At 64.6% G+C, this 14573-nt stretch carries 9 protein-coding genes; 1 reads left to right on the top strand and 8 read right to left on the bottom strand.

All coding sequences use genetic code 11. The annotated features are described in order from the left end of the window. Positions 1–241: 241 nt before the first annotated feature. The 5 genes from ppc to cysM form a co-directional block, all read right to left on the bottom strand. On the bottom strand, positions 242–2890 hold the full coding sequence (gene ppc / locus QQF40_RS01435; protein ID WP_175088167.1) for a phosphoenolpyruvate carboxylase: 2649 nt from the start codon (positions 2888–2890) through the stop codon (positions 242–244). A gap of 332 nt (positions 2891–3222) precedes the next feature. After that, positions 3223–4191 (bottom strand): nucleoside triphosphate pyrophosphohydrolase, encoded by a 969-nt coding sequence (mazG, locus tag QQF40_RS01430; protein ID WP_285460200.1) that lies wholly within the window; start codon positions 4189–4191, stop codon positions 3223–3225. Next, positions 4188–6452, bottom strand: coding sequence for a GTP diphosphokinase (gene relA / locus QQF40_RS01425; protein WP_285460199.1), 2265 nt, complete (start codon positions 6450–6452; stop codon positions 4188–4190). Before relA ends, mazG begins: the two co-directional genes overlap by 4 nt. A gap of 56 nt (positions 6453–6508) precedes the next feature. Beyond that, positions 6509–7912, bottom strand: coding sequence for a 23S rRNA (uracil(1939)-C(5))-methyltransferase RlmD (rlmD, locus tag QQF40_RS01420; RefSeq protein ID WP_285460198.1), 1404 nt, complete (start codon positions 7910–7912; stop codon positions 6509–6511). Continuing rightward, a complete protein-coding gene (gene cysM, locus QQF40_RS01415; protein WP_285460197.1) occupies positions 7912–8898 on the bottom strand; it encodes a cysteine synthase CysM in 987 nt (328 codons plus the stop codon). The genes rlmD and cysM overlap by 1 nt, the downstream gene beginning before the upstream one ends. A gap of 221 nt (positions 8899–9119) precedes the next feature. Here cysM and QQF40_RS01410 point away from each other — a divergent pair, with 221 nt between their 5' ends. Beyond that, positions 9120–12296, top strand: a complete 3177-nt coding sequence (locus QQF40_RS01410; protein WP_285460196.1) for a response regulator — start codon at positions 9120–9122, stop codon at positions 12294–12296. A gap of 111 nt (positions 12297–12407) precedes the next feature. On the opposite strand, the gene acpS is transcribed toward QQF40_RS01410, so the two are convergent. The 3 genes from acpS to recO form a co-directional block, all read right to left on the bottom strand. Continuing rightward, positions 12408–12785 carry a holo-ACP synthase gene (gene acpS, locus QQF40_RS01405; RefSeq protein WP_285460195.1) on the bottom strand — a complete coding sequence of 126 codons (378 nt, stop codon included), beginning with the start codon at positions 12783–12785 and terminating at the stop codon, positions 12408–12410. Next, positions 12782–13612, bottom strand: coding sequence for a pyridoxine 5'-phosphate synthase (pdxJ, locus tag QQF40_RS01400; RefSeq protein ID WP_175088173.1), 831 nt, complete (start codon positions 13610–13612; stop codon positions 12782–12784). Before pdxJ ends, acpS begins: the two co-directional genes overlap by 4 nt. A gap of 121 nt (positions 13613–13733) precedes the next feature. Then, positions 13734–14450, bottom strand: a complete 717-nt coding sequence (gene recO, locus QQF40_RS01395; RefSeq protein ID WP_285460194.1) for a DNA repair protein RecO — start codon at positions 14448–14450, stop codon at positions 13734–13736. Positions 14451–14573 lie beyond the last annotated feature (123 nt).

Below are 14573 nucleotides of genomic sequence, written 5' to 3'. Positions count from 1 at the left end.
ATGCCCCTGGTGGGCGAACGCGCCAGCGGCCTGCTGTGAGTCATGGCAGCCCCGCATGTCGCTGTACTCATGTCACTGACGGCTGAGCTCTGATCACTGATCAGCGCGCAAACCAGCACTCAGCGTTGGCCGAAAGATAACAGAAAGCCCCGTCAGGCATGCCTGACGGGGCTTTCTAGTTTTAGCGATAGGCTCTGGCTAACCCTTCACACCAAGGCGCCAATCGACAGAGCCAGCCGGATCAACCGGTGTTGCGCAGACCGGCGGAGATACCGGCCATGGTCACCATCAGCGCGCGTGACAGCTCGGCAGAGATGGCACCATCGGCGTCACGGTTACGCTGCAGCAGCTCGGCCTGCAGACCATGCAATGGGTCGATATAGGGGTTGCGCACATCGATGGCCTGACGGATCAACGGCATATGCTCAAGCAGAGCCTGCTGATCACGGATCTCCAGCACCACCTTCTCCAGGCGCTCGAGACGATCACGCAATGATTGTCCCAGCTCTTTCAGGGCTGGCTCATCGACCAGTCGCTGCTCGTAGTAGGCCGCCGTCGAGAGATCGGCCTTGGAGAGCAGCATTTCCAGCATGTCGACGTAGGTGGAGAAGAACGGCCAGTCATTCATCATCTCGCGCAGCACTTCCAGGCCGCCCTCTTCCTGCATGCGCGTGGCGAAGGCCTCGCCACTGCCCAGCCAGGCGGGCAGCATCAGACGAATCTGGGTCCAGGCGAAGATCCACGGGATCGCACGCAGCGTCTCGACGCCACCATCCTGACGACGCTTGGCGGGGCGCGAACCCAGCGGCAGGCGTGCCAGTGCGGTTTCCGGCGTTACCGAGCGGAAGTACGGCACGAAGTTCGGGTCTTCACGCACCACGCCCACATAGGCCTTGTGCGCGATACCGGCCAGGCGATCCATCTCGTCGCGCCATTGCTGCTTGGGCGCCGGCGGCGGCAGCATGCTGGCTTCCAGCACCGCGCAGACATAGATCTCCATCGAGCGACTGGCGATGTCCGGCAGGCCGAACTTGAAGCGAATCATCTCACCCTGCTCGGTGACGCGCAGCGAGCCGGTCACCGAGCCCGGCGGCTGGGACAGGATCGCCGCATGCGCCGGGCCGCCGCCACGACCGACCGTACCACCGCGGCCGTGGAACAGGGTCAGTTCGACACCGTGGCGCTTGGTGACTTCCACCAGCGTTTCCTGGGCGCGGTACTGTGCCCAGGCGGCCGCCAGCTGACCGGCGTCCTTGGCGGAGTCGGAGTAACCGATCATCACTTCCTGACGGTCACCGGCCTGCTCGCGATAGATCGGCATGCCCAGCAGCGTGTCGATGACCGGACCGGAGCGGTCCAGATCATCCAGCGTCTCGAACAGCGGCGCGATCGGCAGGCGCACATCACCGCCGATCTCCTTCATCAACAGTGCCACCGCCAGCACATCGGAGGCCTGGCCGGCCATCGAGATGATGTAGGTGCCCAGCGCCTCGCGATGCTCGCGCGCGATGACCTTGAAGGTGTCCAGCACCTCGCGCGTGTCGGTGGAACATTCCCAATGGCGCGGGATCAGCGGGCGACGGCCAGCCAACTCCTTGGTGAGGAAGTCACAGCGCTGCTGCTCGTCCCATTCGAAATAGCTGCCCAGCCCCAGCGTCTGGCTCAGTTCATCGAAGACCTGCGCGTGACGCGTGCTTTCCTGGCGGATATCGAGCTTGGTCAGGGTGACACCGAAACAGGCCACGCGACGCAGGGTGTCGAGCAGTGCACCATTGGCGATGGTGTCCAGCCCCACGTCGCACAGTGAGCGGTAGCAGGCCAGCAGCGGCGTATACAGCTGCTCACGAGTCTCGATGATGTCGACACCTTCGTGGCGCTTGCCGTCCAGGCCCGCCTTGGCCCAGTCACGGGTGCTTTCCATGCGCAGGATCAGGCGGCGCAGGATCTCGCGATAGGGCTCAGCCACATCGCCGGCCTCGGCACGCAGAGCGGCCGTGCACTTCCACATCGACAGCTCCGACTTGAGCTGTTCGAGATCGCGCAGATAGAGGTCCGCTGCCATCCAGCGGCCCAGCAGCAGCACGGTCCGCGTCACGCTGGCGGTGACATTGGGGTTGCCGTCGCGGTCCCCCCCCATCCAGGAGGCGAAGCAGATCGGCGCGGCGTCCAGCGGCAGACGCTCACCGGCGGCGTCCAGCGTCATCTCGTCAAGCTGACGGTGGAAGTCCGGTACCGCTTGCCACAGCGAGTTCTCGATGGTGGCAAAGCCCCACTTGGCCTCATCCACCGGCGTAGGACGCTCGTGGCGAATCTCATCGGTGTGCCAGGCCTGACTGATCAGCTCGGTCAGGCGTGCACGCGCGAGGGTCGCCTGTTCCGGGCGATCACAGGCGCCTTCCATCTGGGTCAGACAGCCCTCGATGGCATCGTATTTCTGGATCAGGGTGCGGCGGATGACTTCCGTCGGGTGCGCCGTCAGCACCAGCTCGACACGCATCGCCGAGAGCTCCTCGACGATCTTCTGCGCGCTGAAGCCCCGCTCGCGAATGCGCGTGATCAGCTCGCCGAGGTCCGGCTGGCTGCCGGGACGATAATCCTCGACGCGCTTGAAGCGGCCACGGTAGTGCTGCTCGGCGATGTTGGAAAGATTCAGAAACTGGTTGAACGCTCGGGTGACGGGCAGCAGATCACCATCCGGCAGATCACGCAGATAGTCGATCAGCTCATGACGGGCGGCCTGATCGCCCTGCTGGCCCTGTTTGGCCAGGGCGCGGATGCGCTCGATGCGTGCGACGAAGTCATCGCCGAGGTCGGCCGCGATGGTCTGGCCGAGGTTGTCACCGAGAATACGCACGTTATCGCGCAACGATTCATGCAAGTCGTGACTCATGAAACCCTCCTTGGGAGTGACGGTGCTGCCGCGGTCATCTTCCCCTGTCGCCAGGGGCACACAGTCAGATAGCTGACATCAGATTCCCTCATTGCGCAAAGACACCTGATGACAACCGGCTGAGGGAAGGCACCGGCCTGGCGCTGGTGAAGACACTGGCGCAAAACGGAAAGACCCGCGGCGCAGCAGACCGGAAAGCAGGACAAGACTCGCGTCCTGATCGCTTCCCCTCAGCATACGACCGCGGGCCTCGGCTCCACAATCCGACTATCGCGTAAACTTACTACATTTTTCCAAATGCCCTTTGCCAAATACGCTGCGACGACGCTCCCTCACCGAACCAGCGGCGTCACCGGGCGCGCGGCTGACAGCGCCCCCTCGCCCTGTCGCGCCTGCTCAGCCGCACGCTCTCGGCGCTTGGCCTCACCCCAATGCGCATCCATCTCGGCGAGCGACGCCTCACCCAGTGTGCGCCCTTGCCCGGCGATCGCGGCTTCCACATGGCGGAAGCGTGATTCGAAGCGCGCATTGGTAGCGCGCAGCATCTGCTCCGGGTCCGCCTTGAGGGTACGCGCGAGATTGACCACCGCGAACAGCAGGTCCCCGACCTCCTCTCGCGCATGGGCCGTATCACCCTCGGCCAGCGCTTCCTCGACTTCGCCGAGCTCCTCACGGATCTTGGCCAGCACGCCACTCGTGTCCGGCCAGTCAAAGCCTGAACGCGCGGCCTTCTTCGAGAGCTTGGCCGCCCGCGTCAGCGCCGGCAGGCCAAGTGGCACGCCATCCAGCACGCTGTCGCCGGCAGTCTGGCTGGCAGGCGCTTCAGCGGACTCCTGCTGCTTGAGCGACTCCCACTGGGCATTGAGCGAGCCTTCATCGACCTCATGAGTGGCGATGCCCTCACGGCGCGACGCGAGGGTGCCACCCGGGAAGACATGAGGATGGCGGTGCAGCATCTTCTCGGTCAGCACATGGATCACGTCGTGGAAATCGAAGCGTTGCTGCTCACTGGCGATCTGGGCGTAGAAGACGCCCTGAAACAGCAGGTCACCCAGTTCAGCCGGCAGCTCCTCGAGCACGCTGGCATCGGCCGCGGCGCGCTCGATGACATCGGCGACCTCATAGGCCTCCTCCAGGGTGTGCGGCACCAGACTCGCGTAATCCTGGCGGCTGTCCCACGGGCAGCCGTACTGCGGGTCACGCAGCACGGCCATCAGGGTCAGCAGGTCATCGAGGGTGTAGCGCGTATCGGCGTGCCTGCCTGCAGCGACATCGACACTGGCATCAAATCGGCGACTCATGCCTTGTCGCCCCCGACCCGCAGCCGCTTGACGTCGATGATGTTGGGCAGCTGCTGGATTCGGGCGAATACGCGCCCCAGCACGTCGAGATTCTCGACTTCCAGCGTGATCTTGAGCGTGGCGATGTTGTCGAGCTGATCGGTGCGCGTGTTCACCGACAGCACATTGACCTTGTCACCGCTCAGCACGTTGGTGACATCACGCAGCAGGCCGGAGCGGTCCCAGGCCTGGATCTCGATATCCACCGGATACTGATTGCGCGAACGCTGGCCCCAGTCGACATCGACGATGCGACGCGGCTCATCCGAGCGCAGCTGGATCAGGTTCGGGCAGTCCTGACGGTGCACGGTCACGCCGCGCCCCTGGGTGATGAAACCGGCGATCTGATCGCCCGGTACCGGGTGACAGCAGTTGGCCATGGTGGTCTTCAGATTGCCGACCCCCAGTACCATGACGGCGTCAGGCTTTTCCTTGCCCTGCGGCTTGCGCTGGCGCAGCAGACGCTCGAGTTGCTCCTGATCATCCGTATCGCCGAACAGCTGCTGGGCCTGATGCAGTACCTGGCCGACGCGCAGATCGCCTGCGCCGATGGCGGCATACATGTCATCACGCGTCGGGTAATTGACGGCGTTGGCCAGCTTGTCACGGTCGAGATTCTCCAGCGCCAGCCGCGAGAATTCCTTCTCGAGCAGCGCCTTGCCCTCATCGACGTTCTGGTCACGTGCCTGCAGCTTGAACCAGGTCTGGATCTTGGCGCGGGCACGCGAGGTGCGCACATAGCCCAGATTCGGGTTGAGCCAGTCACGGCTCGGGCCGCCCTTGGTGGCCGTCAGGATCTCGACCTGCTGGCCGGTCTTGAGCTTGTAGGTCAGCGGCACGATGCGACCGTCGACCTTGGCCCCCCGACAGCGATGGCCGACCTCGGTATGCACGCGGTAGGCGAAGTCGATCGGCGTGGCGATCTTGGGCAGGTCGATGACATGCCCCTCGGGTGTGAAGACGTAGATGCGGTCCGGCGCGACGTCGGAGCTAAGCCCCTGACGGATCGCCTCCTGGCCGCCGTTCTCGCCGACTTCGTCCTGCCATTCGAGCACCTGACGCAACCAGGCGATCTTGTCTTCGTAACTGCGACTCTTGTGACCGACATCGTGGCCCTTGTAACGCCAGTGGGCGCATACGCCCAGCTCCGCCTCCTCGTGCATGTCGAAGGTACGGATCTGGATCTCGATGACCTTGTTGCTCGGCCCCACCACCGCAGTGTGCAGCGACTGGTAGCCATTCTTCTTGGGGTTGGCGATATAGTCGTCAAACTCATGCGGCACGTGGTGCCAGCGCGAGTGGACGATCCCCAGCGCCGTGTAGCAATCGCTGACGGTGCCGACCAGAATCCGCACCGCGCGCACGTCATACACCTGGGAGAAGGCGATGCGCTTGATCTTCATCTTCCGCCAGATGGAGTAGATGTGCTTGGCGCGGCCCGCGACATCGAAGTGCTTGATGCCCTGCTCGCTCATCAGAGTGCGCAACTCGACCAGCAGATCGGCGATGTAGTGCTCACGCTCCAGGCGCTTCTCGGACAGCTGCCTGGCGATGGTCTTGTATTCATCCTCCTCGCGGTAGCGGAAGGACAGGTCCTCCAGCTCCCACTTGAGCTGACCGATGCCCAGACGGTGCGCCAGCGGCCCGTAGATGTCGAAGACTTCGCTGGCCACGCGCATGCGCTTCTCGCGCGGAGCATCCTTGACGTGACGCAGGGCAACGGTACGTTCGGCGATCTTGATCAGCGCGATGCGCACGTCATCGATCATCGACACCAGCATCTTGCGCAGGTTGTCCTGCTGGTCATGCTGCGCCATGCCATGACTCGGCGCCTGCAGCTGACTGATGGCGGCCATGTTGAGCACGCCATCGATCAGGCGGGCCACTTCCTTGCCGAAATGCTTCTCGATGGCCTCAAGCCCCAGATGCCCTTCACGTACCGCGCGATAGAGCACGGCCGCGACCAGCGCCGGTTGGTCAAGCTTGAGTTCCGACAGGATGTCGGCCATCTCGAGACTGAAACGGAAACTGCGCAGCGGCTCGCGCCACGGCTTGTCACCGCGGGCGTCCGCCTCGCGTGCCACCTTGAGCGCCAATTCACAGGCCTGCACCATGACCTCGGCATTCACCGACGGGACTTCCTCGCGCAGTCGCGCGACCCACACCGGGATGTCCACACCACCGCTATCGGTCAGCGGCTGATCTTCGCGCACCTTGACCATGACCCTATGTCCTTGAATATCTTGCTATCTTGATGACAGTGCCCGAGGGCACCGCCTCAGTCTTCCGCCCGTTCCAGCAGCAACATCGATTCCAGATGTGCCGTGTGAACGAACATGTCCGCCATCAGGGCACGCGTGACGCGATAACCGGCGTCCTGCAACAGCCGTGCATCACGCATCAGCGTGGTCGGGTCACAGGCGATGTACAGCACACGCTGCGGCACTCGGCTGACCCTCCCAGCATGCAGATCACGTGCCAGCTCCTCACAGAGAGGCTGAGCGCCATCACGCGGCGGGTCTAGTACCAGAAGGTCGATACCCTCGAGTGATGGCAGGGCCTTGCTCAGGTCCGCTCGACGTGCGCTCACCTGAGCCAGTCCGTTGGCTTCAGCATTGACCCTCAGCTGATCGACCATGCCCTGACTGCCCTCGATGCCTGTCACCTCACTGGCGCCGGCCGCGGCAGCCGCCAGGGTCAGGTTGCCGACACCGGCGTAGAGATCCATCACCTTGAGACCACTGACATCGCCCAGCCATTCGAAGGCGGTGTCGATCAGACGCTGATTGAGCGCCGCGTTGACCTGTACGAAGTCGCCCGGCGAGAAGGCAAGGCGCAGCGTCGTTGCGCCGACACTCAGTGAATACAAGGCATTCGGCGTACCCGACAGCCACTCCAGCACCACCGGATCACGCCCGACCCGCCAACCGACCACCAGGCCGTGCTGCTCGGCGAAGGCCTGCCAGCGCTCGGCATCACGCGGCACCGCCTTGAGCTGGCGCACCACCACGATAACCTGCCCTTCGGCAGCGGTCAGCTCCAGATGGCCCAGACGCTTGGGCGCCTCGAGGCTTTCGATCAGCTCACGCAGCGGCGCGAGCAGGCGGTCCAGCTCCGGTACCAGCACGCTGCAGGAGGTGATGTCGACCAGCTGGTTGCTGCCGCGCCCCCGGAAGCCGAACTGCAATTCGCCGGCATCGGTCACGCGAACGCCGATACGCGCGCGGCGGCGATAACGGCTCTCATCGTTGCCCAGCGGCTGAATCTCGGGCAGCGTCACGCCATTGCGTGTCGCATGTTCGCCCAGCACCTGCACCTTATGGGTGCGTTGGGCATCCAGCGCCATATGCTGCAGGTCACAGCCACCACAGCTGCCGAAATAGGCGCAGGGCGGCGTCACGCGACTGTCAGCCGCGTTGTCACGTGCACGCACATGCGCCTCATTGAAGCGCTTGTGCGTGCGGTGGATGGCCAGCGTCACACGCTCGCCGGGCAGGGCCTGATCGATGAACTGGGTCTTGCCGCTCTCGTCATGGGCAATGCCGCGCCCGTCATGGGCGAGGCGGTCGACCGTCAGCCACTGGCTGTCGGCGTCGCTGGCATTGCGAGTGCCACGACTGGCCACTTCCTTCTCGCGACGGGTCGGCTTGCGCGCCGGTCGCTTCTGTCCGAGCAGCGCCATCAGGAACACTCCCCTGCGACGGCTTCATTGTGGGGCGTGCCCTGCTGAGTCATGTCGTCGTCCTGGGTATAGAGGCCTGTCGAGAGATAGCGGTCTCCCCGGTCACAGACGATGAACACGATGACCGCATTCTCGACCTGCTCGGCAAGCTTGAGCGCGCCTGCCAGCGCACCACCGGAGGAGACACCGGCCAGAATGCCTTCTTCCCGTGCCAGACGACGCATGCAGACTTCGGCTTCGTGCTGACCGATATCCAGCGTGCGGTCGATGCGTGAGGCATCGAAGATCCGCGGCAGATATTCGGCAGGCCAGCGGCGGATACCCGCGATGTTGGCGCCTTCGGCAGGCTGCAGGCCGACGATCTCGATGGCCGGATTCTGCTCCTTCAGATAGCGCGAGGTGCCCATGATGGTGCCGGTGGTACCCATCGAGGACACGAAGTGCGTGATGCGTCCGTGGGTCTGCTGCCAGAGTTCCGGCCCGGTGGTGCGGTAATGCGACAGCGGATTGTCCTGGTTGGCGAACTGATCCAGCGCCTTGCCCTCGCCACGCGCGATCATCCCCTCGGCCAGGTCCCGCGCATGCTCCATGCCATCGGCTTCGATCAGCGTGGCCCCGTAGGCACCCATCGCCTGCTTGCGCTCGCTGGAGGCACTGGCCGGCATCACCAGCACCATGCGGTAGCCCTTGATGGCCGCCGTCATGGCCAGCGCGATGCCGGTATTGCCGGAGGTCGCTTCGATCAGGGTATCGCCGGGCGCGATCTCGCCGCGCGCTTCCGCCTCCTCGAACATGGAAAGCGCCGGACGATCCTTGACCGAGCCGGCGGGGTTGTGACCCTCCAGCTTGGCCAGCAGCACATTGTTGCGGCCCGCGGTGATGCGCGTCAGGCGCACCAGCGGCGTGTTGCCGACGACATCTGCAAGACTGGGATAATCGGACGCGCCAGGGATGGCGTCACCGGGGGTTTCGCTGAGATGAGACATGAGAGGCAGACTCCAGAGACGCCGCGCCCGGACAGCCGAATGACAGCGGTCAGGCGCTGGCATCGGGACCAAGGACGAACGGGGGGCCGCGTCGGGGTGTAGATGATGCGCGCAGTATATCGCTCCCGCCCAGCCCTGTCAGGGCGCTCGCCATCGCTTCGCTCATGAGCGCGAGGTATGCTTGCCGCTGATGCTCGTTCGCCCTTTGACGATGGATTGCCATGCTGCTTCGTACCCGATTCCAGCTTGCCCTCTTGCTGCTGCCCCTCGCCACCAGCCTGATGTTCAGCCTGTATGCGGTGGACCGCGAGATCAGCGGTGAGCGCCTGGCCATGATGGAGCGCCTGCAGGCCAGCATGCAGGCCATCATGCCGGGCATGGCCAACGCCGCCCTCGCCGCTGACGACCAGCGTCTGCATGAGCAGGCCCAGATGCTGATCGACCAGCGCGACGTGCGCGCCCTGACGCTGCGCACCGCCAACGGCGGCGCCCTGTTGCATCTCGGCCCCAGCCAGCGCCCGGAAACCAGCGCGATGGTCGAGAGTCAGACCTACCCCTCGGACCCGGACTCGCTGGTGATGGTGATGCCGGTCATCGACCCGTGGCGCGAGACACAACGCGGCGAGCAGATGTCGTGGCTGGTGCTGGAGGCCTCCGACACCCGCCTGGTGCTGCATCGCTACCAGCTGCTTGTCGGCTACGGGCTGGCCAATCTGGTCTTCGGACTGGCGCTGCTGCTGCTGGCCTTCCATGGCTCGCGCCGCATGCTGCAGCCGCTGCATGAGCTGGGCGAGGCCATGACCTGTCTGGCGCGCGGCGAGACTCACCGCCAGCTGCCGGTGGCAGGCAATGACGACCTCAGCGAGCTGGCCGAGAACTACAATCGCAGCGTCGAGCAGCTCAAGCGTGCCCGCGAGGACATGCAGGACCAGATCGAACAGACCACCCAGGACCTGCACGAATCAATGGAAACCGTCGAGATCAAGAACATCGAGCTCGACATGGCGCGCCGCAAGGCGTTGGAAGCCAACCGCATCAAGTCGGAATTCCTGGCCAACATGAGCCATGAGATCCGCACGCCGCTCAACGGCATCATCGGCTTCAGCAACCTGCTGGGGCGCAGTGATCTGGACAACCGCCAGCGCGACTGGCTGGGCCACATGCAGAATGCCTCCTCGAGCCTGATGTCATTGATCAATGACATTCTCGACTTCTCCAAGATCGAAGCCGGCAAGCTTGAGCTCGAGAAGGTACAGATGGACATCGAGCCGCTGATCGAGGAAGTGCTCGCCATGCACGCCCCGGAGGCCCATCGCAAGCATCTGCATCTGCTCGGGCTTGTCTATGACGACGTGCCGCAGCGCTTCGAGGGCGACCCGCTGCGCATCAAGCAGGTCGTGACGAATCTGGTCGCCAATGCCGTCAAGTTCACCGAGCGCGGCGAAGTCATCGTGCGCGTGATGGTGGACGACCTGTCCGGCAGCAACACCCGCCTCAAGATCGCGGTGGCAGACACCGGCATCGGCATGGATAGCGCCCAGCGCAATCGTCTGTTCCAGGCCTTCTCGCAGGGAGATCCTTCACGGGCACGCCAGTTCGGCGGCACAGGCCTCGGGCTGATGATCTCCAAGCGACTGGTCGAGCAGATGGGCGGCGAGATCCAGGTCGACAGCCTGCCCGGCCACGGCTCCACCTTCCTGTTCAGCGTCCCCGTAGCGGTCAGCAGCATCGAGGAGCGCCCGCGCGAAGTCGTGTTCGATCATCAACGCATCTGTCTGATCGAGCCACACTCGGCCACCCGTCGCGCCCTGAGTTACCTGCTGACCCGCTGGTCACTGACGCTGGTCGGCATCGAAGAGCAGCCGGACCTGGTGGTAGTCGCGCTGGAGAGCCGTGATCTCAAGCGGCTGGATGAATGGAGCGCGCGTCTCAAGCATCTGCCGTGTCGCGTGCTGGGCCTGTTGAATGCCCCTTTGCCCGCCGATGCCGAGAACCTGCAGCAGTACGGTATCGATGAGGTGGTCAGCAAGCCGGTCACACGCCTGCAGATGCGCCACAAGCTGGCCAATCTGCTGCATTCACCTCACCGCGACCCGACTCAGGCGCCGCGCAGCGACACCTTCACCTCCTTCGAGCCGACCACACGCGAGCAGAACTCAAGCACGGCGCAAGCCGCCAAGCCGACCGCCACGCCTGCCAAGACGCCACCGGCCGGCTCGGGGCCTGAGCTCACCGCACAGCCTGCGAGTCAGGGAACGTCCGCACAGCCTCGCAAGTGCGTGATGGTGGTCGATGACAACCCCTCCAACCGACTGTTGGCCGAGGAGCTGTTGACCGACATGGGGCTGGACACCCTGGCGGCCCAGAGTGGCGAAGAGGCGCTGGCCCTGGCTCAGGAGCAGGTCGTGGATGCCGTCCTGATGGATATCCAGATGCCGGGCATGAACGGACTGGAAGCCACCAAGGCACTGCGTCATCAACAGCGCGAGGGCAACCGTCACCTGCCGGTGATCGCCCTCACCGCCCATGCATTGGCACACGAGCGGCGAGAGCTGCTGGCGGAAGGCATGGATGACTACCTGATCAAGCCCATCGACGAGGGCCTGCTGGCCAACCTGCTCAGTCGTCATCTGGGCATTTCGCTGAACCCGCCACCGCAGGCAGCGCGCACGTCCAGCCAATCGCATAGCCCTGCCCGTAGCCAAACGCGCAGCCCTGCTCGCAGTCCGGCGACATCTGCCTTGCCGCCGGGAGTGAAAGACGCTGCCAGCCAGGCCGAGTCCTCGCCGCCGGCAGCGCCGCTGCCCCACTCTGCCGCAAAGCACCAGCTCAGCCTGGAACAGGACGCCGACCTGCCGGTGGTCGACATGGCACTGGGCGTGGAGATGGCCGGTGGCCGCGAGGCCCTGGCACTGGAGATGCTGGGGCTGTTGATCGAGAGTCTGCCGGAGAGCGAGGCCAGGATCCGTCGCGCCTGGCAGGCGCGTGACAACGAGGCGATGATCGATGGCATGCATTATCTCAACGGCGCCTGCCGCTACTGTGGCGTGCCGCGTCTGGCACTGCTGGTGGAAGCGCTGGAGACCCGCATCCGCGTCAGCGGCCTGTCGCGGCTGGAAGAGGATGTCGAGGCCCTGTTCGCGGCCATCGACAGCCTGATCCAGTGGTCACACAGCGATGAAGCCAAGGCCCTGCTCGCCGCGCCGCTTGAGCCGGCTAGCCCCGCGGGTGAGACGCCTGAGACGCCGACAGCGTCTTCTGTCGAGACCTCCCCCTCGTCCTCCTCCGCGCCCTCGAATGCACCCGCTGAGCCATCCGCCACAGGCTCGTCATCGGTAAACAATCCACAGACAAGCAAGCCACAGACAAGCGAGCCCCAGCCCAAAAACCAGCGCTGAAAAACCAGTCCTGCACAGACGACAACGCCACCCGCTGCCGCAAGGCAGGGGTGGCGTTGTCGTTGCGAGCGCCGTATTCAGAATAGGCGATTCAGCGCGAGAGCAATGAGGCTAACGCTCCAAGACCACGAAGGCGATGGCATGATCACGCTCATCACTGATCGACAGGTGCAGATGGCGGATACCCGCCCGCGCGGTCAGGGCTTCCGCCTCGTCAGACAGCTTGAGCGAGGGCTTGCCCAGGGCGTCGTTGACCACCTGAATCTGGGTGAAGCGCATGCCCTGGCGCAGGCCGGTGCCCAGCGCCTTGACGAAGGCTTCCTTGGCCGCGAAACGCTTGGCCAGAAAGGCCGCCGGATGAGAGTGATCGGCAAAGCGCGCCAGCTCCTCTTCCCCCAGCAATCGGCGTGCAAAACGCTCGCCATGGCGTGCCATGCCTGCCTCGAAGCGCTCGATACGCGCGATGTCCGTGCCTATGCCGACGATCATCCGCAGCAGCCTGAGCCCTGCACATGCTCATGGTCATCACCGTGTTCGTGGTCATGGTCATGATCGTGCGCATCCAGCGCGGCCATCAGGCCCGCTTCCTGGCCTGCGATACACAGACGCTTCATCTCGATGACGGCCTCCTTCAGACCGACGAACATGGCGCGCGCGATGATCGCGTGACCGATGTTCAGCTCATTGAGCCCCGAGATACCCGCGATCGCCTCGACGTTGTGATAGTTGAGGCCGTGCCCGGCATTGACCACCAGCCCCAGCTCGTTGGCCAGCTCCGCGGCGGCCGCGATACGCTCGAACTCGACACGCGCCGTCTCGCCCATGGCATCGGCATAGGCACCGGTATGCAGCTCGATGACCGGCGCACCGGCCTCGAAGGCGGCACGGATCTGCTCAGGCTCCGGGTCGATGAACAGCGAGACTTCACAGCCCGCCGCTGCCAGACGCTCGCAAGCGGCGGTGATGCGCGCCAGATCACCGGCGACATCCAGCCCGCCTTCAGTGGTCAGCTCTTCGCGCTTTTCCGGCACCAGACACACATTGGCCGGCTGGACTTCCTCGGCCAGCGCCAGCATCTCTTCGCTGACGGCCATCTCGAGGTTCATGCGCGTGTTGAGCACCTCGGCCAGAATGCGCACGTCGCGCTCCTGGATGTGGCGACGATCTTCACGCAGGTGCACGGTGATGCCGTCGGCACCCGCCTCTTCCGCGACCAGCGCGGCCTGGACCGGGTCCGGATAGCGGGTACCACGCGCCTGACGCAGTGTGGCGATGTGGTCGATGTTGACCCCGAGCAGGATGCGCAGCGGATGCATGATCAGCTCCTAACGATGAACAAGAGAACAGGCATGGCGACGAAGGCCATGCCGAAGACATGTCGCGCAATACTATCATGCGTCACCCCGCAGCCGGACAGTGCCGGCACGCCTGATGGCATCAGTCGGACTCGCGACTCTGACGCCGCCTGGCCGTCAGCTGCATCATCAACTCGCGCGAACGCAGCGGACGATCCCCCAGCAGCGGCGCCAGCGCACGCCGCGCCAGCCACAGGCTCTCGCGGGCGAGTCCTGCGTGGCCCCAGTCTTCGCTGGCCAGCAACTTCAGGGCCCGCCCTTCGATGCCCGCGGCGCCTGGCGGCTGCGCCTGAAAGCGTCGTTCACTGACCACATAGTCATAGCGCACGTCCGGCATCAAGGGGCTGCCATCCAGGGCGCGAAACTGTGGCAGTTGCTCCAGCGCTTCCAGCAGGCTGTATTCCAGTCGCCTGAGCGCGGGCGCGCGCCTGGCGGGCAGAGCCACCTCGTCCAACGTCAACGAGTAGAGCGCGAACAGCTCCGGCACCGGCATTTCCACCGGCAGGGTGCGGGTCAAAAGCTCATTGGCGTAGAACCCGCACAGCAGCCCCTCGCCCGCCAGCAGGCTGGCGCTGCCGCCGGTCTCCATCAGGTTGAGGGTCTTGAGATCACTCTCGCCACGCCAGGTGACATGCAGAGGAGTGAACGGTTGAAGGCGCGCCCGCGCCTTGCTACCCGGACGCTGAACGCCGCGCGCCACCGCGCGCACCCGTCCGTGTTCGAGGGTCAGCAATTCGATGATGGCACTGGTTTCACGGTAAGGCTTGCGATGCAGCAGGAAGGCCGGTTGCGGCGTCATCAGGCAGGCTCACGTCAGACGGTGGCTTGGCAAAAAAAGCTGGCAGAAGGACTGACAGAGAGGCTGGCAAGAAACGAGACCGCCTGGACAGGGCCAGGCGGTGCGCGGCAGAGACCGCGAGGA

Origin of the sequence: Cobetia sp. LC6 (genome assembly GCF_030264805.1) — a bacterium.
Classification (GTDB): domain Bacteria; phylum Pseudomonadota; class Gammaproteobacteria; order Pseudomonadales; family Halomonadaceae; genus Cobetia.
Note: the sequence above shows the minus strand (reverse complement) of the source record. Positions and strands in the feature narration are given on the sequence as shown.